The following is a 22,474-nucleotide window of genomic DNA, read 5'->3' on the forward strand; positions in this document are numbered from 1 at the left end:
CTCAGCAAATAGCTAGTTTAAAATCGATATTACTTGCCACTGTCGAGCCTTCTTCATAAGGAGAAAAGCGAATCGAGAAGTGACTGCGATGACCTGATACTACAGGATAAACACCATAACTTGCATCGATTTCAATGCGAAGTAAACACGATAAGCTCGCATCATTTTGGAAAAAACCATTATGCGCTGATTGTGGTTGGTATTGTGCAGATTGACGGACTAAGTGTAGCCATAGCTTGAGAGCTTCATCGACTTCAGCTAATTGATCAAGCCATGCTTGAGTGGTTTGTTGACGATCTTCTAATGGCAATTGACGCCAGAAGTGCAGTGCTGGCAGGTCAAAACTACAAGTGCCACCAGGAATCGAGAAACGTTGACGAATCGAGCTTAGAAAACGATCTTCACGTAGGCTTTGGCCTAAACGTGGTGCTGCTAATAAGTTTTTCTGAGCATGACTCATGTTATCGAGTAATGATTGGATCGCCGTTGGATCAACACCGTCATAATCTAACCATGCTTTTAATTTTGTGCTTTGCTTATCGAGCGCTTTAGCAAGATCGGTTTTAACCGGAATTTGTTCAATTAACTCTAACAGATCAAACAAGGCGTTAAAGAAAATCGTATATTGCCATGGGTCGCTAAGGTCGTTGCTGTCATGTAATTGTTTGAGTAAGTGTTCTAGGCGTAAATAAATACGCACTTTTTCATTCAGTGGGTGTTCATAACGATGTATTTGCATAACGGAAACCAGTGGAAGACAAAAAAGAATAATCAATGCACGCAGAGCGTTATTTCGCCGCTCGCGCGAGAGCAAGATAATGCAGATGTAGCTGAGCAACTTGCGTCAACAGTGCCTGATTATCACCGTTATTACAAATGATATCATCGGCTGCATCGAGCCGTTGTTGGCGCGAAGCTTGCGCTGCAAGAATATTATTTATTTGCTCAAGCGATACATTGTCTCGCTGCTGGGTACGCATTATCTGTGTTTGTTGGTCAACGTCAACCACCAGTAACCGATCGGTTAGGGTTTGAAGGTTATTTTCGATCATCAACGGCACAATCAACAGGCAATACGGCGATGTTGCACGATCTATATCCGCTAACATCTTTTCACGGATCAACGGATGCAGCAGTTGATTGAGCCAGTTTTTGAGTTGTGGGTCACTAAAAATAGCGGTTCTTAATTGGCTACGATCAAGATTGCCATCATCAAGCAGTATACGGTTACCGAATTTTTCAGTGATACGAGCTAAACCGACACTGCCGATGGCAACTACGTCACGGGCAATAATATCGGCATCGATTAAATCAATGCCGTATTCAGCAAATACATTGGCTACCGTGGTTTTTCCACTGCCAATTCCTCCGGTTAAACCAATCACCATTGTCATCAATCAGAATCCTAAATAAGAGCTAACATACCAATTTAAAATTGGTTCGCCCCATAGCATAGCAATCCAGCCAGCGACAGCAAGGTATGGTCCAAAAGAGAACGGGGTTTGTTGATCTTCCTGCTTGCTGCGCAGCATGATAATGCCAAAGATTGCCCCGACAAGAGAGGAGAGTAAGATCACAAACGGTAATAATGACCACCCAACCCACGCCCCAATAGCCGCTAACAGTTTAAAATCACCGTAACCCATGCCATCTTTTTTGGTCAGCAGTTTAAAGCCCCAAAAAACAGACCACAGTGATAAATACCCCGCCATTGCGCCTATAACGGAATCGGTTAATGAAATCGGGCTAATCCCCATGACGGCCAATAAAATACCCGCCCACATTAATGGCAGCGTGATTTGGTCAGGCAGTAGCATTTTGTCGAGATCAATAAAGGTCAGTGCAATCAGGGCAAAGCTTGCGCCTAATACCGCGACTGCCCACCATGTTGGCGGTAATACTAAGGCGACGATTAAGCTAATAATCGCGGTTAGTATTTCAATCGCAGGGTAGCGTTTACTAATAGGGGCATGACACGCGCGGCATTTACCTTTTAATACTAACCAGCTAATCACTGGAATATTTTCTAGCGCACTGATGGCATGATTGCAATGGGGGCAACGGGAGCGCGGTACGCTTAAATTAAATGGCGTTGGATCATCTTGATGCGGTACATCGAGTTCAGGGAAGCAATCATGACATTCTTGACGCCATTGACGTTCCATCATGATTGGTAAGCGGTAAATGACCACATTTAAAAAACTGCCAATCAATAAACCAAAAATAGTGGCGAACAGCGGATACAGCCACGGGTAATAACTCAGTACAGCCATGCAATACTCTCTTAAAAAATGGATCTGCTAACATTAACGTCACGGCTAGACTGGGTTGTCATTACCCCATAACGCTCATTAGCGTAAAGATAGGCATGTACATCGCGACTAATAAACCACCGATAATGATACCAAGAATAATGATAATAAACGGCTCTAAAATTTGACCCAAGTTATCGACGGTATTATCAACATCATCTTCGTATAACTGTGCCATTTTATTGAGCATATCATCAAGTGCGCCAGATTCTTCACCAATCATCACCATTTGCAGCATTAATTCAGGAAAAACATCGGCTTGACGTAAGGCTACGTATAAAGGCATGCCGGCGGCGGTACTGTTATAAACATTATCAATGGCTTGTTCAATATAAAGGTTATTACTGATTTTACCCGCAGATTGAATACCGGTTAACAGTGGAATACCTGCATTAAAGGTGGTCGCGAGGGTGCGAGAAAAACGAGAAATCGTCGCTTTAAGTAATACCTCTCCAACAATCGGTAACTTTAAGCTCAGTTTATCCATACGGTAATGAAAACGATAATAATGGTGGTAGCTATAACGGTAGCCGATAATCGTAATTAATATTCCAAGTCCAAGATAAAGCCCATAATTAATTAAAAAATCGGACGCTTTCATTACTTGGCGAGTAAACCACGGCAATTCAGCGCCAAAGCCACTAAAAATAGCCGCAAATTGCGGAATAACAAACACTAACATTAGCACCGTCACTAAGATGGCAGTGATAGATACCATTGACGGGTAGATCATCGCTTTGATGATCTTTTTTCGCATTGCTTCGGCTTTTTCGCGATACACCGCAATACGCCCAAACACTTGCCCTAGGTGCCCTGTTTGTTCACCCGTATCAACCAAGTCGCAATAGAATTTATCAAACAATGGCGAGCTGGAACGCATCGCTTTAGCTAATGACGATCCCGCTTCAACTTGATTGGTGACTTGAATCAAGGTCGCGCGCATTTCTGCTTTATGATGACTGTTCGCCATTAAGGTTAATGCTTGTACCACGGGCACGCCTGATTCAACCATGGTGGCTAATTGACGAGTGACCGTAGTGATATCTTCGGGTTTCATTTGATTACGAAGGCGGCTTAAGGTGCCAGGAGAGGTACGCTTGATCTTTTTAATGTTGATCATTTGCTCGGTGAGCTGATGGCGAACTTCTTGCTCTTGAAACCCCATCGTGACGCCAGAAACTTTACGTCCGGCTTGATTGACGCCACGCCATTGGTAGTAACGAATTTTAGTGGCAACAACCATAATAAATCCTTTTTAATTAAATACAGAGATTGTTTAAAGGGCGCTGCGAGCAATAACACGATGGTGAGATCAGAGTTGCAGTACCCGTTGTAATTCGATAAGGCTGGTAGTGCCATCAACTAATTTATCGATGCCTGATTCTCGTAACCGTTGCATACCTTGGCTGGCGGCAATATCTTCTAATTGTAAGCTGGTGGCGTTTTGCATTAATGCTTCGGCAATCTCTCGGCTAAACTGCATCACTTCATAAATACCCACTCGCCCAACGTAGCCTTTATTGCAATCATCACAGCCTTCTTTATTGGCTTGAAAAACGCTGGTGTTAAGTGGCAGTTTTAAGCGTTCACAAGTTAAGTCATCTAGCAGGTGCGGCTGTTTACAGTGGCTGCATAATCGGCGTGCTAACCGTTGCGCAATAATCAAACTTAGTGATGACGCAAGGTTAAAATCTTCAACTCCCATGTTAGTTAGACGGGTAATGGTTTCTGCCGCTGAATTGGTGTGCAGCGTTGATAACACCAAGTGCCCTGTTTGGGCGGCTTTAACTGCAATTTCGGCGGTTTCTAAATCACGAATTTCACCCACCATCACTACATCAGGGTCTTGACGTAGAAACGATCGTAATGCTTCTGCAAACCCCAGTCCGGCGAGATTATTTATCTGAACTTGGTTAATGCCTTGAAGGTTGATCTCCACCGGATCTTCAGCGGTGGAAATATTGCGTTCATCGGTATTTAAAATACTTAAGCCGGTATATAACGATACGGTTTTGCCGCTGCCTGTTGGTCCCGTCATTAAAATCATCCCTTGCGGGCGTTGCAGGGCGTTTAAATAAGCCTGCTTTTGAGCATCGCTATACCCTAAAATATCAATATTTAAGCTGGCACTGGAACTGTCTAAAATCCGTAGTACGACTTTTTCACCCCATAACGTGGGCAGGGTCGACACCCGTAAATCAATCGCTAGTGATTCTGATAACTTAAGCTTGATGCGTCCATCTTGTGGTTGGCGACGCTCGGCAATATTGAGCTTTGACATTACCTTTAAACGGGTTGATAACCGCCGCGACAAACTTGACGGTGGGGTTAAATGTTGATGTAAAATACCATCACAGCGAAACCGAATTCGATAGCTGGTTTCATAGGGTTCAAAGTGAATGTCTGATGCTTTACGGCGCAGTGCATCCATTAATACTTGGTTGATATAACGGGTGACAGGGGCGCTGTCTTGACTTAAATCGGTTGAGTCATCGATTTCAAGATCGTTAATATCAATTAAGTTACCTAAATCTTCATCGCTGATTTGGCGGCTGTTACCGACATCACCGATATCACTGCCGTAAACCCGTCGAATCGCCGATTCAAGTTGTTTATTTTCTAATAACAGTGGTTCAACGTTCTTACCAATAGCGAAGCGAAATTCATCCTGCGCCTCGACATTGGTAGGATCGCTAAGGCCGACAAAAAGGGTGCTATTGTCTTGCGCAAGCGGCAGCACGCGATGGCGTAACACCAATTCACGTTGGTAGACACTTTGACAGCAACCTTGAAAGTCATAATGGTGAACATCCACTCGATCTAGGTTGAACAGGTGCGATAATGAACGTGCTAGTTCATCATCCGCCATGATACCTAGGCGAGTAATGGCGGTCGGGACATTGATCCCTTCCGCCGTCACCGACTCGACAATTTGCTGCTGCTGTTCGGCGCTGATTAACTCAGCTTGGAACAGGATCGAGGCGAGGTTTGTTTGCATGGTTATGCGTCAGGACCTTTACAGCCTTTAATCTCTACGTCTTTGACATTATGCTTGCATGTCCATACGTCACCAGCTGTAACTCCTTTTGTGAAAGTTACTATACTCTCATCAATTGAACTGCTTTCACCGAATACGAATTTAAGCTCAGGACCTGTAGCTTCTGCTATTGTTGCTGGTGTTGATAATACACCTAGTGGGTTGGCGTTCTCATTTGTACCTATATCAGCTAATAAAGGGGCTGCTGTGTTACCTTTTTCTTGAAGGTGAGCTTCAAAAGGGGTGATTAACGCCTTCATGGTACTCATTGCTGATGCTACTTCACTTTTGGTGACATAATTTTTATATGCCGGAATTGCGATGGCTGATAACACACCGATGATCGCTACCACGATCATCAGTTCAATAAGGGTAAAGCCTTGTTGCTTTTTCATATTCCATTCCTTGAAGGTTTTAAATTGTCCAACATGGACAAAGGGGTAGTGCTGTGGAACTAGAATAAAAGGCTTAAGATATTGATTGAATAACAGTGGTGTTATTGCTCGGCACAGTTTGAATTATTTATGCCATTGTTGCAGCAGTTACAAAATAGGGCTGGAGTTGGGGCGCAGAAATGTGGCAGGTCGTGAGGTGAATAAGGGGCGAGGGAGAGCAGGAAAAGCCAGTGAAAATATCAATTCAACAACGCGCAGTGAGTAGGTTTCCTATCGCCCTCGCGGGCATTCACTGTAGGGAATGACTGGGTGAGTTCGGCATTCCCTGTTGAAAACGACGGTGGTTAGTTACTAAACCGCATCGATAAATCCATTGCTCGTACATGCTTGGTTAGCGCACCGACTGAAATATAATCTACACCCGTTAACGCACATTCGCGAATATTATTCAGGGTAATATCACCAGAGTTTTCCAACGCCGCACGACCTGCGTTAATTTTTACCGCTTCACGCATCATCTCTAATGAAAAATTATCCAACATAATAATATCCGCACCAGCAGTAATTGCTTGTTCTAATTCTGCTAGCGATTCGGTTTCAACTTCTACGGGTTTGCCGGGGTTTAATTGCTTGGCAGTGGCGATTGCTTTTTCAATCCCACCACAGGCCATGATGTGGTTTTCTTTAATTAAGTAGGCATCAAACACGCCAATGCGATGGTTAAAACCGCCACCACAACTGACTGCATATTTAAGTGCGCTGCGCAAACCGGGGATGGTTTTACGGGTGTCTAATAAACGAGTATTAGTGCCGACCAGTTGGTTAACATATTCCGCCGTAAGGGTAGCGCAGCCTGAAAGGGTTTGAATAAAATTCATCGCATTACGCTCGCCAGTAAGCAACATCCGTGACGGGCCACTCAGGCTACATAACACTTGGTTGGGTTTGACGACATCACCATCGGCAACGTGCCAATCAACCATCACTTCACCACCCAATTGGGCAAACACTTCATTCGCCCATAGTTGACCACAAAAAACGCCATATTCACGGGTAATAATGGTGGCGGTGCTGTGGCTATTTGCGGCAATTAAATTGGCGGTAATATCACGGCTAGCATCAATCTCACCGCCTAAATCTTCACGCAAGGCATCAGCAACTGCGCGGGTGATTTCTAATGGCAGTTGTTGTTTAAGGTAAGCAAGACGAGCGCTGCTGTCGTGTTTTTGTTCCATCGTTGTCATGTCGTATCCATAGCAAGAGTTTGCCGGTAAGTGAATTACCGCGAGTGATAGCAAAAGCATACAGGGAAAAAAATCAGTTTTCGAGGAGAGAGGTTTTAATTTTTATCTCGATACTCGATACTCGATACCTATTTCTTTACTTTGAGGTTGATATGACTTTAACCATTAATCGCGATCACTGGCTTGATAACGTTAAACACGTGCCATCGCCATTTTGTGATACTCGCCCTGATGATGATATTTCACTGCTGGTGGTACATAACATTAGTTTGCCGCCGGGGGAGTTTGGTGGACCTTACATTGAGCAGTTATTTACGGGCCAGCTTGATCCTAATGAGCATGCTTATTTCGCATTGATTCATCAGTTTCGCGTATCGGCGCACTGCTTGATTCGTCGTGATGGCAGTATTATTCAGTTTGTACCGTTCAATGCTCGTGCGTGGCATGCGGGGATTTCTTGCTTTGAAGGGCGAGATAAATGTAATGACTATTCGATAGGAATTGAACTTGAAGGTTGTGATTATTTGCCGTTCACAGATTGTCAGTATGAAACCTTAGCTACCTTAACCCAAAAGATCATGCAGCAGTATCCTGCGATTACTCGCCAGCGAATAACAGGGCATGAATTTATTGCACCGGGGCGAAAAACTGATCCGGGATTAGTGTTTGATTGGCATAGTTATAAAGCTCAGTTGTAGGCGGTTATTTATTAACAGTTTTATCAATTAGTGTTGATAAATCATAGGCTTTTTGTCTCTAAGTTATCATTACTATTAATGTGTTCAATCTTAATTGTAGCGATGGTTATTATTAATTGTTTCTGAATGTAAAGTTAAATGTATATTTTTTGTTGTGTCACGCTTCATTCTATGATTTCAATCAAGTTGAATGTGGACTTTCACGATTATTTCTGTAAACTTTCCACGTCAGCAAATTGGTAATACCAATTACCCGTATGGTTAGTTTTGTTATTAAAGCAGATTGATTATAAGAAGCATTCATCATAATGACGTACAAACGTATTCGCCAACCCAAACTTTGTGAGGCTATCGAAACAGAGCTTGAGTGTTTGATTGTTGAGGGGACATTATCACCCGGACAACAACTGCCTCCTGAGCGTGAATTGGCTAAGCAATTTGATGTTTCTCGTCCTTCTGTTCGAGAGGCGATTCAACGTTTAGAAGCCAAACATTTACTGACGCGTCGTCAAGGTGGCGGCACATTTGTGACCGAGAATTTATGGGAAAGTTTTTCTGAGCCATTGCTCGATTTACTGGCCGCACACCCAGAAACACAATTAGATTTAGTTGAAGCGCGCCATGCGCTAGAGGGATTAGCGGCATATTATGCGGCCCTGCGTGGTAATGATGATGACTTTGATCGTATTAAAGATTGTCATGTGCAGATTCAACAAGCACAACAACAAGGCGATTTAGCCGCTGAAGCTACCGCGGTAATGCAATACCTTATTGCGGTGACAGAGTCGGCACATAATGTGGTGTTATTACATATTATTCGTAGCTTAGCGCCATTGTTAGAACAAAACGTATTACAGAATTTTGAATACCTTAATCGTCACCAAGCGGTGGTGGATAAGGTCAGAAAACATCGAGCCAATATTGTCGAGGCGATTGTTTCAAAACAGCCTATAAAGGCGCGTGAAGCATCCCATGCACATTTGGCTTATATTGAGGAAACTTTGTTGGATTTATCGCGAGAAGATAGCAGGCGTCAACGCTCTCTCCGCCGAATCCAGCAACGCAAGGACGGGCTTGACTAGGGTTCTTTATCAGCCAAAGGCCATTTGCAAGTCGCGACATTGTTAGTTTAGTTGATTATAACGAAAGGATAGATCGCATGTCTGAAGTCATGAAGAGTGACGTGGATGTACTGGAAACTCAAGATTGGTTAGAAGCTCTTGAATCAGTAGTCCGTGAAGAAGGTGTTGAACGCGCACAGTACTTACTAGAGCAAGTATTGGATAAAGCACGTTTAGATGGTGTTGATATGGCAACAGGCATCAACACTAATTACATTAATACGATTCCTGCGGCGCAAGAACCTGCGTACCCAGGTGATACTACGCTAGAGCGTCGTATCCGTTCTATCATCCGTTGGAACGCGATCATGATCGTATTGCGTGCCTCGAAGAAAGATTTAGACCTAGGCGGCCACATGGCGTCTTACCAGTCTGCTTCTGCTTTCTACGAAGTATGTTTTAACCACTTCTTCCGCGCACCTAATGACGTTGATGGCGGCGATTTGGTTTATTACCAAGGTCACATCTCTCCAGGGATCTACTCTCGTGCTTTCGTTGAAGGCCGCTTAACAGCAGATCAGCTTGATAACTTCCGTCAAGAAGTTGATGGCAAAGGTATTCCTTCATACCCACACCCTAAGTTAATGCCTGAATTCTGGCAGTTCCCAACGGTATCTATGGGTCTAGGTCCTATCTCTGCGATCTACCAAGCGCGTTTCCTTAAATATCTAAATGGCCGTGGTCTTAAAGACACTTCAGCGCAACGTGTTTACGCGTTCCTAGGTGATGGCGAGATGGATGAGCCAGAATCACGCGGTGCGATCTCTTTCGCTGCGCGTGAGAAGCTAGATAACCTATGTTTCCTTATCAACTGTAACCTACAGCGCCTTGATGGCCCGGTTATGGGTAACGGTAAGATCATTCAAGAGCTAGAAGGCCTATTTAAAGGCGCTGGCTGGAATGTGGTTAAAGTGATCTGGGGTAACAACTGGGATTCACTACTAGCAAAAGACACTACCGGTAAGTTACTTCAGTTAATGAACGAAACTGTCGATGGTGATTACCAGACATTTAAATCTAAAGATGGCGCTTACGTACGTGAGAACTTCTTTGGTAAATACCCTGAGACTGCGGCACTGGTTGCTGACATGACAGATGAGCAAATCTTTGATCTGAAACGTGGTGGTCACGATTCATCGAAACTATTTGCGGCATTTACGAATGCGAAAGACACTCAAGGTAAACCGACTGTTATTCTTGCTAAAACTGTTAAAGGTTACGGCATGGGTGATGCAGCGGAAGGTAAAAACATCGCTCACGGTGTGAAGAAAATGGACATGACCCATGTTCAATACCTACGTGATCGTTTAGGTCTACAAGATCTTATTTCTGATGAAGCAATTAAATCATTGCCTTATCTAGAGCTTGAAAAAGGCTCTGCTGAGTTTAACTACTTACACGCTCGTCGTGAGGCATTACTAGGTTACACACCTAAGCGTAGCCCTAAGTTTACTCAAGAATTTAAAGTGCCTGAGCTTGAAGAGTTTACCTCTTTATTGGTTGAGCAAAAGCGTGAAATTTCTACCACAATGGCTTACGTGCGTACGCTAAATATTCTATTGAAAGATAAGAATATTGGTAAAAACATCGTACCAATCATTTGTGATGAAGCGCGTACTTTTGGTATGGAAGGTCTGTTCCGTCAAGTGGGTATCTACAACCCAGCGGGTCAAACTTACACCCCTGAAGACCGTGGCGTTGTTTCTTACTACAAAGAAGCAAACTCAGGTCAGGTACTGCAAGAAGGTATCAACGAATTAGGTTCAATGGCATCTTGGGTTGCTGCTGCAACATCATACAGCACTAACAACCTACCAATGATTCCGTTCTACATTTACTACTCAATGTTCGGCTTCCAACGTGTTGGCGACATGGCGTGGATGGCGGGTGACCAACAAGCTCGTGGCTTCCTATTAGGTGCTACTGCGGGTCGTACAACCTTGAACGGTGAAGGTCTTCAACACGAAGATGGTCATTCACACATCATGGCTAATACAGTGCCAAACTGTGTCTCTTATGATCCAACGTTTGCTTACGAGCTAGCGGTTATCATGCAAGACGGTATTCGTCGCATGTACGGTGAGAACCAAGAGAACATTTATTACTACCTAACAGTAATGAATGAAAACTACGCGATGCCTGGCATGCCAGAAGGCGCTGAAGAAGGCATTCGTAAAGGTATCTACAAGTTAGAATCTTACGCTGGTAGCAACAAGGTTCAGTTAATGAGCTCTGGTACTATCATGAATGAGGTCCGTGCTGCGGCTCAAATTCTTAGTGATGATTACGGTGTTGCATCTGACGTTTATTCTGTAACGTCATTCAACGAATTGACCCGCGATGGTCAAGATGTTGAGCGTTACAACATGCTGCACCCACAAGCTGAGCAGAAAGTACCTTACATCACAACGGTTATGGGTTCTGAGCCTGCAATCGCTGCGACTGACTACATGAAGAACTACGCAGAACAAGTTCGCGCGTTCATGCCTTCTGAGTCATTTAAAGTACTGGGTACTGATGGCTTCGGTCGTTCAGACAGCCGCGCTAACCTACGTCGTCACTTTGAAGTTAATGCTGGCTACGTTGTTATTGCAGCACTTTCTGAATTGGCAAAACGTGGTGACATTGAGAATTCAGTTGTTGCAGATGCAATCGCTAAATTCAACATTGACGCAGACAAGATCAACCCGCTATACGCGTAAGAGGCAAATATAATGACAATCGAAATTAATGTACCTGATATCGGTGCAGATGAGGTTGAAGTAACTGAGATTCTTGTTAGCGTTGGCGACAAGGTTGAAGAAGAACAATCACTGATCACTGTTGAAGGCGATAAAGCCTCAATGGAAGTACCGGCTTCTCAAGCGGGTATTGTGAAAGAAATTAAAATCGTTGTTGGTGACACAGTATCGACTGGTTCATTGATCATGATCTTTGAAGCTGAAGGCGCAGCGGTTGCTGCCCCTGTAGCAGAAGCAGCACCTGTTGCCGCGCCTGTTGCAGCAGCGACAGCAGAACTTAAAGAAGTGCACGTGCCTGACATCGGCGGTGATGAAGTTGAAGTAACTGAAATCATGGTTGCTATCGGCGACAGCATCGAAGAAGAGCAGTCACTACTTACTGTTGAAGGCGATAAAGCGTCAATGGAAGTACCTGCACCGTTCGCTGGTGTGCTAAAAGAAATCAAAATTGCAACGGGCGATAAAGTTTCAACTGGCTCACTTGTGATGATCTTTGAAGTTGCAGGCTCTGGCGCAGTAGCGGCTCCAGTTGCAGTAGCAGCACCAGTAGCGGCAGCGCCCGCTGTTGCAGCAGCAAAAGAAGTTCACGTGCCTGATATCGGCGGTGACGAAGTTGAAGTGACTGAAATCATGGTTGCAGTTGGCGATACAGTAGAAGAAGAGCAATCTTTAATTACTGTTGAAGGCGACAAAGCATCAATGGAAGTTCCTGCACCGTTTGCAGGTACTATCAAAGAAATCAAAATCGCGACTGGCGACAAGGTTTCTACTGGTTCATTGATCATGATCTTTGACGTTGTTGGCGCAGCACCTGTTGCGGTAGCGGTTGCAGCACCTGCGCAAGCAGCGGCTCCTGCTCCAGTGGCAGCACCTGTTGCATCAACACCTGCGGCAACGACTGGCGACTTTGAAGAAAACAACGATTATGCACATGCATCACCGGTTGTTCGTCGTCTAGCACGTGAGTTTGGCGTTAACCTTGCGAAAGTTAAAGGTACTGGCCGTAAGAACCGCGTACTGAAAGAAGACGTTCAAAGCTTCGTTAAAGATGCACTTAAGCGTCTTGAATCTGGTGCAGCAGCATCGGCTTCAGGTAAAGGCGATGGCGCAGCGTTGGGTCTACTACCTTGGCCGAAGATTGACTTCAGCAAGTTTGGTGACACAGAAGTTAAGCCGCTTTCTCGCATTAAGAAGATTTCTGGCGCTAACCTGCACCGTAACTGGGTAATGATTCCACACGTTACACAGTGGGATAATGCCGATATCACTGAGCTTGAAGCATTCCGTAAAGATCAAAACGCGATCGAAGCGAAGAAAGACACTGGCATGAAAATCACGCCACTTGTGTTCATTCTTAAAGCGGTAGCAAAAGCACTGGAAGCGTTCCCTTCATTTAACTCTTCACTATCTGATGATGGCGCGAGCTTGATTTTGAAGAAATACATCAACATCGGCATCGCGGTAGATACGCCGAATGGCTTGGTTGTTCCTGTATTTAAAGACGTGAACAAGAAAGGTATTTACGAGCTATCTGAAGAGCTAATGACTATCTCTAAGAAAGCACGTGCTGGTAAGCTAACGGCATCTGATATGCAAGGTGGCTGTTTCACTATCTCAAGCCTAGGTGGCTTAGGTGGTACTGCGTTCACACCAATCGTGAATGCACCAGAAGTAGGTATCCTTGGTGTATCTAAGTCTGAAATGAAGCCAGTATGGAACGGTAAAGAGTTTGAACCGCGTCTACAACTTCCATTGTCATTGTCATACGATCACCGTGTGATTGATGGTGCTGAAGGTGCACGTTTCATTACTTACTTAAATGGTTGTCTATCTGACATCCGTCGTTTGGTACTATAAGGTTTCACATCCACAACGCCATGCCTACCGTTTGTAGGCATGGAATTGTTGTTTAGCTCACAGGCTGCGGTAATTTATTTTTCATGTTGTTAACAGGTCTGTAAACTTGTTACTCAATTTGACAGTGAATTTAGCATTAAAAAGTACAGCATAGCTGATAGCCTGTTAGGGATAAAAGACTTACAACGAGGTCATGATGAGCAAAGAAATTAAAGCCCAGGTAGTGGTGTTGGGTTCAGGCCCTGCTGGTTATTCTGCGGCATTCCGTTGTGCAGACTTAGGTCTAGATACGGTTCTAATCGAAAAATACAATACTCTAGGCGGCGTATGTCTTAACGTCGGCTGTATTCCATCAAAAGCTCTGCTTCACGTAGCGAAAGTGATCGAAGAAGCAAAAGCGATGGCTGAACATGGCGTGATTTTCGGTGAGCCACAAACCGATATCAATAAAATCCGTCTATGGAAAGATAAAGTAATTACCCAACTTACTGGCGGTCTTGGCGGAATGGCTAAGATGCGTAAAGTTAACGTGGTTAACGGTTACGGTAAATTTACTGGCCCTAATTCAATTGTTGTTGAAGGTGTTGATGGTCAAACGACTGTTACTTTTGACAATGCAATTATCGCTGCGGGTTCACGCCCAATTAAACTGCCTTTCATTCCACATGAAGACCCACGTATTTGGGATTCAACTGATGCGCTAGAGCTTAAAGAAGTACCTGAAAAGTTACTGATTATGGGCGGCGGTATCATTGGTCTTGAAATGGGTACGGTTTACCACGCGCTAGGTTCTGATGTCGACGTTGTTGAGATGTTCGATCAAGTTATTCCAGCAGCTGATAAAGATATCATTAAAGTTTTCACTAAGCGTATTTCTAAGAAATTCAACCTAATGCTTGAAACGAAAGTGACAGCAGTTGAAGCGAAAGAAGACGGTATCTACGTATCAATGGAAGGTAAAAAAGCACCCGCTGAGCCTACACGTTATGATGCAGTGTTAGTGGCTATCGGTCGTGTACCAAACGGTCAACTAATCGATGCTGAGAAAGCAGGTATCAATGTTGATGAGCGTGGCTTTATTCACGTTGATAAACAAATGCGTACTAACGTTGCTCACATTCATGCGATTGGTGACGTTGTTGGTCAACCTATGCTTGCTCACAAAGGTGTGCATGAAGGTCACGTAGCCGCTGAAGTTATTTCAGGCAAGAAGCACTACTTCGATCCTAAAGTTATTCCTTCAATTGCCTACACTGAGCCAGAAGTTGCGTGGGTAGGTAAGACTGAGAAAGAAGCGAAAGCTGAAGGTATTAACTACGAAGTTTCAACATTCCCATGGGCTGCATCTGGCCGTGCTATTGCATCTGATTGTGCTGATGGTATGACGAAGATGATCTTCGATAAAGACACTCACCGCGTTATCGGTGGTGCTATCGTGGGTACTAACGGTGGTGAATTGTTAGGTGAAATTGGTCTAGCGATCGAGATGGGTTGTGATGCGGAAGATATCGCATTAACTATTCACGCTCACCCAACATTGCATGAATCAATTGGTCTTGCAGCAGAAGTATTTGAAGGTTCAATCACTGACCTGCCAAATGCAAAAGCAGTAAAGCGTAACAAGTAATTCTCGCTTAATGCTCTGTGAATAAAAAAAGCGCCTGATGGCGCTTTTTTATTAGCGATAGTTTTATTAATTATCACTTTATTCATTTGTTCAATATAGCTTTGCTAGCTACCGTCACGAGAACTGATAGCCATCAAGTGGTTATAATTACAATTTAAATGTGCCCACCATATCATCTAAACGCTGTGAAAGTTGACGCAATGATTGGCTAGAATCTGCCAGTTGCGCTGCTGTTTCTGCGGTTAATTGGGTGGTTTCATTGATCTCTTCAATATTGCAATTAATGTCTCGTACCACGATCGATTGTTCTTCGGTAGCGGTCGCGACCTGAGTATTCATATCGGCAATTAAGCTAATACGATCTGCAATTGAGATTAATGCAGTAGAAGCTTGATCTGATGCTGAGACGCCATTGTCTGATAACTGACGGCTTTGCTCTATTGCCGTAACTGCATTAGAGGCTTCTTGCTGTAAGCGGTTAATCATCGTTTGAATTTCATCCGTCGAAGTTGCCGTTCGACTCGCAAGATTACGTACTTCATCAGCCACAACTGCAAAGCCTCGACCTTGTTCTCCTGCTCGTGCCGCTTCAATGGCTGCATTCAATGCTAGCAGATTTGTTTGATCTGAAATCCCTCTAATCACATCTAAAATACTGCCAATAGATTGAGTATTATTGGCTAATGAATCAATCACATCACTGACTTGACCAATATCTGATGACAGTTGATTAATGGTATTTCTCGCTTCACTCACCACTTGTTGACCATCATGAGTTTGTTGTTCTGCTTGCTGGGTTGATTCGGCGGCTAAGGCTGCATTACTGGCGATTTCATTGACCGTTGCTCCCATTTCATTAATTGCCGTAACAACCAATAATGTTCTGTCGCGTTGGCTATGGCTATTATCAAGGGTTAGCTGAGCTTGAGAGGCAACAGATTCTGCCGCTTGGCGAAGGGAATTTCCTGTTTCTGCTACGTCGATGACTGAATGGTGGATCTTGCTTATAAAGCCATTAAATCCTGATGATAATTGTGCGATTTCATCATTACCCTTGACGGTTAAACGGTGGCTTAAATCACCATCACTTTCACCTAATTGTTTGAATATTTTTGCTAGATTTTGAATTGGACGGGTAATGCTGCTGGCAAGAAAAATAGCGATAACAATAAAAATAGCGGCAATAATGGCAGTAAAGAAAATAACCTGATTACGAATAGTCGTTAAAGCGGCAAAAGCTTCTTTTTTAGGTAGCTCGCCAATCACATACCAATCCATCGCCGGAATATAACTTGCTGCTAAAAAGACATCTTCGTTGTTATTTTTTGTTTCTACCACACTAAAGCTTTGTTTGTTTAATAAGGCTGAGGTAATGGTTGAATCAAACAGGGTTGTGATTGAATTTTGTCCCTGCATTTTGTCGTTATCACGGTGGATCTTAATCGTGCCTTTACTATCGACTAAATAGACAAAACCGGTTTGTTCAATTTTAAATTGGCTAATAAAACGTGCCATTTCATCGAGGGATTTAGATAACCCTGCTAATGTATCACCATTAATTTGTTGATAATTAACAAACAGTTTTACCTCACCTGTCTTTTCTCGAAAGATGCTTAAACTACGGCTTTGGTTATTTTTGATCGCATCAAAAAACCATTGATCTTGTTGTGGTGTTAACTGGCGCAGAAAACCATTTTGGTTCCAATAATCGCCATTATTACGGTTAGCGATAGAGACATCTAATAACTGGTATTGATGTTGTATATTGCGTAATTCTTTGACTAAACGTGTTTTTTCGTGAGGTGCTTTGGTGGCTAACACGCTGTCGATAACGTAACTATTAGTGGCTAATTGCTCTGCGGCTGATTGTAACTGGGTGACTTCTTTTTCGACGTTATTGCGAATTTGAAGCAAGATTGAGGGCAATTCTAAGGTTAAGATTCGGCTGGTAATGGCAGCGCGGACTTGGCTTTGGCTAAGCACACTAACCAATGTTGTGGACGCGAGTACTGCGATGGTGATTGCGATGATCAGTTTTGATTTGATACTTAAATGTTTGTAATTCATAAAGCGGCTTATATTTATGAGCAAATGAACTGACCATGCGCTGTTACATTATGCTGGTCGATGAAATGAAAATATCAGCTCATGTATCGGCTTATTTGTGATAAAACTTTAACGATTTATGCTATTTGATCGCGAAATTGTTAAAAATAAGCGAATAAAGTTCAACTTAATCCTGTGACAGTGACGTTATGCGTTATCAATATTTAGAGGCACTTTACGTGTTATCGCGAAAGAATGTAGCCAATAGTCAAATGTTGTAAAACATCGATTTATTTTAATTTTACGTTAAAAATGCTATGGTATTTAACAGTTTTGATCTCTAATTAACCGTTAAGATGTCTGGTATAGATTAAACCGCAATAACTGATCAGTGAGAGATCATTCAACTTCCAAGGATGTTCGACGTTATCGTCGAGCCAATATAAGAGGAATATGTCGTGCTTGAAGCCTACCGTAAACACGTCGAAGAACGTGCGGCCGAGGGGGTTGTTGCCCAGCCGCTAAATGCTGAACAGGTTGCCGCTCTAATTGAGTTATTAAAAAACCCACCGCAAGGTGAGGACGCGGTACTACTGGATCTATTAGAAAATCGTATTCCACCCGGTGTTGATGAAGCCGCTTATGTAAAGGCGGGATTTTTAGCTGCAATCACTACGGGCGAAGCACAATCACCACTGGTCACTAAAGCTAAAGCGGCACAGTTATTAGGTACGATGCAAGGCGGTTATAATATTGAGCCATTAGTATCATTACTTGATGATGCGGAACTTGCGCCTATTGCTGTTACTGCGCTTTCTCATACATTACTGATGTTTGACTCATTTTATGATGTTGAGCAAAAAGCCAAAGCGGGCAATACTTTTGCTCAGCAAGTCATGCAATCGTGGGCGGATGCCGAGTGGTTCTTATCAAAGCCAGCCCTTGCTGAAAAAATCACTCTTACCGTATTTAAAGTCAGTGGTGAAACCAATACTGATGACTTATCACCAGCGCCAGATGCATGGTCACGCCCTGATATTCCGTTGCACGCATTAGCGATGTTAAAGATTGCGCGCGAAGGGATCACCCCTGATCAAGCAGGCACTATTGGTCCGATTACGCAAATTGACGCCCTTAAACAACAAGGTCATCAATTAGTGTATGTCGGTGATGTGGTCGGCACGGGATCTTCACGTAAATCAGCCACAAACTCAGTGTTATGGTTTATGGGGGATGATATTGCTTATGTTCCTAATAAACGTGCGGGGGGCTATGTGCTTGGCGGTAAGATTGCACCGATCTTCTTTAATACTATGGAAGATGCTGGCGCCTTACCGATTGAAGTTGATGTTACGAAGCTGGCAATGGGTGATGTGATTGATGTTTATCCATTTAAAGGTCAAGTTTGTCGTCATGATAGTGATGACATTGTCTCAACCTTTAAGTTAAAAACTGAGGTCTTGATTGATGAAGTCCGCGCTGGTGGTCGTATTCCATTGATCATTGGTCGTGGCTTAACAGATCGTGCTCGTCAGGCGTTAGACTTACCAGCTTCTGATGTATTCCGCCGTCCGGTTGAAATTAAAGACAGCGGCAAAGGTTATACCTTAGCGCAAAAGATGGTCGGTAAAGCATGTGGTGTTGAGGGGGTTCGTCCTGATACATATTGTGAGCCTAAAATGACCACTGTCGGTTCGCAAGATACTACCGGCCCAATGACCCGTGATGAACTGAAAGACTTAGCGTGTTTAGGTTTCTCGGCAGATCTTACGATGCAGTCTTTCTGTCACACTTCGGCATATCCAAAACCGATTGATGTTAATACTCACCATACATTACCTGATTTTATTATGAATCGTGGTGGGGTGGCGTTACGTCCTAAAGATGGTGTGATCCACTCATGGCTTAACCGAATGTTATTGCCAGATACCGTCGGTACGGGTGGCGATTCTCATACCCGTTTCCCATTAGGTATTTCATTCCCCGCGGGTTCTGGTTTAGTGGCATTTGCTGCTGCGACAGGGGTAATGCCGCTCGATATGCCTGAATCTATTTTGGTGCGCTTTAAAGGTGAGATGCAACAAGGGATCACCCTGCGTGATTTGGTTCATGCGATCCCTTATTTTGCGATTCAACAAGGACTATTAACGGTTGAAAAATCGGGCAAGATCAATGAATTCTCAGGCCGTGTACTTGAGATTGAAGGGGTTGAGCATTTATCGGTTGAACAAGCGTTTGAGCTTTCTGACGCATCAGCTGAGCGTAGTGCTGCGGGTTGTACCGTCAAACTGTCGCCAGAGTCGATCACTGAATATCTAAACTCAAATATCGTGATGTTGAAGTGGATGATCGCTGAAGGTTATGGTGATCGTCGTACCATTGAACGTCGTGTGACGGCGATGCAAGCGTGGCTAGCGAATCCTGAATTAATGACCGCAGATAAAGACGCGGAATATGCGCATGTGATCGAAATTGATCTGGCAGATATTAAAGAGCCTATTTTATGTGCGCCAAATGATCCTGATGATGCGCGTTTATTGTCTGAGGTTGCAGGCACTGCGATTGATGAAGTGTTTATTGGATCGTGCATGACTAACATTGGTCATTTCCGTGCTGCGGGTAAGTTACTTGAGAAATTTGGCGGTCAATTAGAGACTCGATTATGGATTGCACCACCGACCAAGATGGATAAAGACCAACTTACTGAAGAAGGTTATTACGGTATCTTTGGTCGTGCTGGGGCGCGTATTGAAACCCCTGGATGTTCTTTGTGTATGGGTAACCAAGCACGAGTAAAAGATAATTCGACGGTAATGTCGACCTCGACACGTAATTTCCCTAACCGTTTAGGAAATGGCGCTAACGTGTATTTATCTTCTGCGGAATTAGCAGCGGTGGGGGCAATTCTAGGGCGGATTCCAACCATGGAAGAATACCTAACTTATGCTAAACAGATTGATGCAACAGCGGCTGATACTTACCGTTATTTGAATTTTGATCGTATGGCTGATTACACTAATAAAGCCGATGAAGTGATTATTCAGCAAGCTGTTTAATCTATGTTATTGGTGATATAAAAATAAGCCATAAAGAAGATATAAAAAACGCCGCGACTATTCGCGGCGTTTTTATTGGTGCTTTTTATTTACGACCTAAATAATATATAGCCGCGATATTTCGAGCGGTTAGTTCGACATTAACAGCCGCATTGTTAAAAGCGTGTTCAAGACTCATCGCAGCGGGCACAACACTAAAGACTGCATCGATACCATGATCATAAACCACGCCACAATCTTGGCTTAAACAACCCGCAATACCAATCACGGGTTTATGGTATTTTTTAGCGGTACGTGCGACCCCAATTGGTGTTTTACCATGAATGGTTTGGCTATCAATGCGGCCTTCACCAGTGATTACCAGATCTGCATCTTTAATAATGTCGCCTAAGTGAACGGCGTCGATCACAATCTCGATCCCAGAGCGTAATTGGGCATTAAATAAACCTAACAGAGCCGCACCCATACCGCCCGCCGCACCAGCTCCTGCCATATCCTTAACATCGATAGCTAAATCACGTTTTATAATAGCGGCATAATGATCGAGGTGCTGATCAAGCTCGGCAACCATTGCTGGTGTTGCCCCTTTTTGAGGACCAAAAATATGTGATGCACCTTTTTTACCGCAAAGGGGATTATCAACATCACAGGCGACGTCTAATTTTATGTGGGCAAGACGAGGATCGACCGTTGTGATATCGATGCTAGCCAATTGTGCTAATGCTTGGCCGCCAAAACCAAGTGCTTGACCCTTGTTATCCAGTAGTTGAACCCCAAGTGCTTGTGCCATACCAATACCGCCGTCATTGGTCGCACTGCCACCGATACCAACAATAATATGGTCAACCCCGTGATCCAGTGCCGCTAGAATCAATTCGCCAGTACCATAACTCGTCGTGAGCATTGGATTGCGCAAATTAGGGCTAACAAGGTGCAAGCCCGATGCCGCTGCCATTTCAATAACCGCCGTTTTATCATCGCCCATAATGCCGAAAAATGCGGGTACTTGCTCACCTAAAGGACCGGTAACTTGATGCTCAATAATGCTGCCGTTGCTGGCATCAACCAATGATTGCACCGTGCCTTCACCGCCATCAGCCATTGGTAATTTAATGTATTCAGCCGTTGGCATTACTTGGCGAAAACCTGCCTCAATCGCGGTTGCCACTTCCATTGCGGTCAGGCTTTCTTTGTATGAGTCAGGAGCAATAATAATTTTCATAATCAATCAGCCGCTTAATATTGAGAGTCAGTGGATTAAAAGGGATATAACTATTTAGTTACTAGAGATGAGTTGCATTTTAATGATAGATCCTGACAATGGGCGCCAAGCGCATTCTGCTGGCAGTGTAGCAGTTAACCACTAAGATGATCTGATATGGGGTACTAAAGGTATGGATTACGAATTTAAAAAAAATACCTTGGACGGTAGTTATCATGCCATTTTTTCAATGGGCCACGAAGTGTTAGGCCGTTGGATCATTGACGAGTTAGGCAAGGATGTCGACAAAATAGATATGATAATTGGCCAAATTAGTGCATTGAAAAATAGTACTAAAGAATGGCGATTAATGGGTGAAGAACTGACGTTATGCTTGCAAGATAATGAAGCTTTAGTTCAAGCGAACTGTTTATTTTCAGAAGAAGATGAAGATTTTGAAGAAGATCTGCATTTTTATGATGAAGAAAGTATGTCGGTGTGTGGTTTTGAAGATTTAGCACAAGCATTAGAAGCTTGGCGAGCATTTGTGATCCGTTTTTAATTGGTTAGTTATTAATAGCCATTAAGTGCTACATGATAGTGAAAAGGCTGCACCTCTATGGTGCGGCCTTTTTTCGTTTTTAAAGGTTTGTTTTTTAATTTTCTTATTAAACAGTATGTTAAATAGTTGGCATGATGATTGTTTGTTGTTTAATTATCTTGGGGAATAGTGTGAGAGTGAGGAGTAAATCATGAAAATAATTAACGCGATTATTAAACCCTTTAAATTAGATGACGTGCGTGAAGCATTAGCGATTGTCGGTGTGGAAGGGATGACGATAACCGAAGTAAAAGGATTTGGACGTCAAAAAGGGCATACCGAACTTTATCGTGGCGCGGAATATCAAGTTGATTTTCTACCTAAAGTGAAATTAGAAATCGCCACTCAAGCCGAAAATTTAGATGATATTGTCGATGCTATCAGTAAGGCTGCGCAAACTGGAAAAATCGGTGATGGCAAAATATTTGTATACGATCTTGAACATGCGGTACGTATTCGAACAGGAGAAGTAGACAGGGAAGCACTTTAGTCGCAGCATGGAAGCAGGATCATAAATATCAGGTATAAGGGAAAATTA

At 43.5% G+C, this 22,474-nt stretch carries 17 protein-coding genes; 8 read left to right on the plus strand and 9 right to left on the minus strand.

Annotated features, from left to right (window positions below; all coding sequences use genetic code 11):
* Position 1: 1 nt before the first annotated feature.
* The 7 genes from zapD to nadC form a co-directional block, all read right to left on the minus strand.
* Positions 2–739, minus strand: coding sequence for a cell division protein ZapD (zapD, locus tag C9J51_RS14510; RefSeq protein ID WP_045037342.1), 738 nt, complete (start codon positions 737–739; stop codon positions 2–4).
* Between the two features lie 49 nt (positions 740–788).
* The gene (gene coaE, locus C9J51_RS14515; RefSeq protein ID WP_045040538.1) at positions 789–1,394 is read right to left on the minus strand and encodes a dephospho-CoA kinase; all 606 of its coding nucleotides are present in this window, start codon (positions 1,392–1,394) and stop codon (positions 789–791) included.
* Positions 1,395–1,397: 3 nt separating this feature from the next.
* A complete protein-coding gene (locus tag C9J51_RS14520) occupies positions 1,398–2,273 on the minus strand; it encodes a prepilin peptidase (protein WP_045040539.1) in 876 nt (291 codons plus the stop codon).
* A gap of 61 nt (positions 2,274–2,334) precedes the next feature.
* Positions 2,335–3,555 (minus strand): type II secretion system F family protein, encoded by a 1,221-nt coding sequence (locus C9J51_RS14525; protein ID WP_045040540.1) that lies wholly within the window; start codon positions 3,553–3,555, stop codon positions 2,335–2,337.
* Between the two features lie 69 nt (positions 3,556–3,624).
* The gene (pilB, locus tag C9J51_RS14530; protein WP_045040541.1) at positions 3,625–5,310 is read right to left on the minus strand and encodes a type IV-A pilus assembly ATPase PilB; all 1,686 of its coding nucleotides are present in this window, start codon (positions 5,308–5,310) and stop codon (positions 3,625–3,627) included.
* Positions 5,311–5,312: 2 nt separating this feature from the next.
* Entirely contained in the window at positions 5,313–5,744 is a 432-nt protein-coding gene (locus C9J51_RS14535; RefSeq protein ID WP_107275229.1) for a pilin, read from the minus strand.
* Positions 5,745–6,088: 344 nt separating this feature from the next.
* Positions 6,089–6,979: a carboxylating nicotinate-nucleotide diphosphorylase gene (gene nadC, locus C9J51_RS14540; RefSeq protein WP_045040552.1), complete on the minus strand. Its 891-nt coding sequence runs from the start codon at positions 6,977–6,979 to the stop codon at positions 6,089–6,091.
* Positions 6,980–7,140: 161 nt separating this feature from the next.
* Between nadC and ampD the strand changes: the two genes are divergently transcribed.
* The 5 genes from ampD to lpdA all read left to right on the plus strand — a co-directional run bounded on the left by ampD (position 7,141) and on the right by lpdA (position 15,032).
* Positions 7,141–7,686: a 1,6-anhydro-N-acetylmuramyl-L-alanine amidase AmpD gene (gene ampD, locus C9J51_RS14545; protein ID WP_045037348.1), complete on the plus strand. Its 546-nt coding sequence runs from the start codon at positions 7,141–7,143 to the stop codon at positions 7,684–7,686.
* 308 nt (positions 7,687–7,994) lie between these two features.
* Positions 7,995–8,768 (plus strand): pyruvate dehydrogenase complex transcriptional repressor PdhR, encoded by a 774-nt coding sequence (pdhR, locus tag C9J51_RS14550; RefSeq protein WP_045037349.1) that lies wholly within the window; start codon positions 7,995–7,997, stop codon positions 8,766–8,768.
* A 77-nt stretch (positions 8,769–8,845) separates the two neighbouring features.
* Complete coding sequence (aceE, locus tag C9J51_RS14555) at positions 8,846–11,509, plus strand: pyruvate dehydrogenase (acetyl-transferring), homodimeric type (protein ID WP_045037350.1); 2,664 nt, start codon at positions 8,846–8,848, stop codon at positions 11,507–11,509.
* 12 nt (positions 11,510–11,521) lie between these two features.
* Complete coding sequence (gene aceF, locus C9J51_RS14560; protein ID WP_045040542.1) at positions 11,522–13,405, plus strand: pyruvate dehydrogenase complex dihydrolipoyllysine-residue acetyltransferase; 1,884 nt, start codon at positions 11,522–11,524, stop codon at positions 13,403–13,405.
* A 196-nt stretch (positions 13,406–13,601) separates the two neighbouring features.
* Complete coding sequence (lpdA, locus tag C9J51_RS14565; protein ID WP_045037352.1) at positions 13,602–15,032, plus strand: dihydrolipoyl dehydrogenase; 1,431 nt, start codon at positions 13,602–13,604, stop codon at positions 15,030–15,032.
* A 147-nt stretch (positions 15,033–15,179) separates the two neighbouring features.
* Here lpdA and C9J51_RS14570 read toward each other — a convergent pair whose 3' ends face one another.
* Positions 15,180–17,099 carry a methyl-accepting chemotaxis protein gene (locus tag C9J51_RS14570; RefSeq protein ID WP_045040543.1) on the minus strand — a complete coding sequence of 640 codons (1,920 nt, stop codon included), beginning with the start codon at positions 17,097–17,099 and terminating at the stop codon, positions 15,180–15,182.
* 437 nt (positions 17,100–17,536) lie between these two features.
* On the opposite strand from C9J51_RS14570, the gene acnB reads away from it, so the two are divergent.
* Positions 17,537–20,134, plus strand: coding sequence for a bifunctional aconitate hydratase 2/2-methylisocitrate dehydratase (acnB, locus tag C9J51_RS14575; RefSeq protein WP_045040544.1), 2,598 nt, complete (start codon positions 17,537–17,539; stop codon positions 20,132–20,134).
* An 85-nt stretch (positions 20,135–20,219) separates the two neighbouring features.
* Here the strand turns inward: acnB and C9J51_RS14580 are convergent, their stop codons facing one another.
* Positions 20,220–21,356 (minus strand): glycerate kinase family protein, encoded by a 1,137-nt coding sequence (locus tag C9J51_RS14580; protein WP_045040545.1) that lies wholly within the window; start codon positions 21,354–21,356, stop codon positions 20,220–20,222.
* A 172-nt stretch (positions 21,357–21,528) separates the two neighbouring features.
* Between C9J51_RS14580 and C9J51_RS14585 the strand changes: the two genes are divergently transcribed.
* Both C9J51_RS14585 and C9J51_RS14590 read left to right on the plus strand, forming a co-directional pair.
* Complete coding sequence (locus tag C9J51_RS14585) at positions 21,529–21,897, plus strand: YacL family protein (RefSeq protein ID WP_045037356.1); 369 nt, start codon at positions 21,529–21,531, stop codon at positions 21,895–21,897.
* 190 nt (positions 21,898–22,087) lie between these two features.
* Positions 22,088–22,426: a P-II family nitrogen regulator gene (locus tag C9J51_RS14590; RefSeq protein ID WP_045037357.1), complete on the plus strand. Its 339-nt coding sequence runs from the start codon at positions 22,088–22,090 to the stop codon at positions 22,424–22,426.
* Positions 22,427–22,474 lie beyond the last annotated feature (48 nt).

It is taken from the genome of Photobacterium iliopiscarium, assembly GCF_003026395.1.
Classification (GTDB): domain Bacteria; phylum Pseudomonadota; class Gammaproteobacteria; order Enterobacterales; family Vibrionaceae; genus Photobacterium; species Photobacterium iliopiscarium.

Excerpts from the sequence above, each read along its gene's own strand:
- aceE (WP_045037350.1), top strand. The coding sequence starts at position 8,846 with ATGTCTGAAGTCATGAAGAGTGACGTGGATGTACTGGAAACTCAAGAT.
- C9J51_RS14535 (WP_107275229.1), bottom strand. The coding sequence starts at position 5,744 with ATGAAAAAGCAACAAGGCTTTACCCTTATTGAACTGATGATCGTGGTA.
- coaE (WP_045040538.1), bottom strand. The coding sequence starts at position 1,394 with ATGACAATGGTGATTGGTTTAACCGGAGGAATTGGCAGTGGAAAAACC.
- C9J51_RS14585 (WP_045037356.1), top strand. The coding sequence starts at position 21,529 with ATGGATTACGAATTTAAAAAAAATACCTTGGACGGTAGTTATCATGCC.
- aceF (WP_045040542.1), top strand. The coding sequence starts at position 11,522 with ATGACAATCGAAATTAATGTACCTGATATCGGTGCAGATGAGGTTGAA.
- ampD (WP_045037348.1), top strand. The coding sequence starts at position 7,141 with ATGACTTTAACCATTAATCGCGATCACTGGCTTGATAACGTTAAACAC.
- zapD (WP_045037342.1), bottom strand. The coding sequence starts at position 739 with ATGCAAATACATCGTTATGAACACCCACTGAATGAAAAAGTGCGTATT.
- C9J51_RS14570 (WP_045040543.1), bottom strand. The coding sequence starts at position 17,099 with ATGAATTACAAACATTTAAGTATCAAATCAAAACTGATCATCGCAATC.
- C9J51_RS14525 (WP_045040540.1), bottom strand. The coding sequence starts at position 3,555 with ATGGTTGTTGCCACTAAAATTCGTTACTACCAATGGCGTGGCGTCAAT.
- C9J51_RS14590 (WP_045037357.1), top strand. The coding sequence starts at position 22,088 with ATGAAAATAATTAACGCGATTATTAAACCCTTTAAATTAGATGACGTG.
- nadC (WP_045040552.1), bottom strand. The coding sequence starts at position 6,979 with ATGGAACAAAAACACGACAGCAGCGCTCGTCTTGCTTACCTTAAACAA.
- C9J51_RS14580 (WP_045040545.1), bottom strand. The coding sequence starts at position 21,356 with ATGAAAATTATTATTGCTCCTGACTCATACAAAGAAAGCCTGACCGCA.
- C9J51_RS14520 (WP_045040539.1), bottom strand. The coding sequence starts at position 2,273 with ATGGCTGTACTGAGTTATTACCCGTGGCTGTATCCGCTGTTCGCCACT.
- lpdA (WP_045037352.1), top strand. The coding sequence starts at position 13,602 with ATGAGCAAAGAAATTAAAGCCCAGGTAGTGGTGTTGGGTTCAGGCCCT.
- pdhR (WP_045037349.1), top strand. The coding sequence starts at position 7,995 with ATGACGTACAAACGTATTCGCCAACCCAAACTTTGTGAGGCTATCGAA.
- pilB (WP_045040541.1), bottom strand. The coding sequence starts at position 5,310 with ATGCAAACAAACCTCGCCTCGATCCTGTTCCAAGCTGAGTTAATCAGC.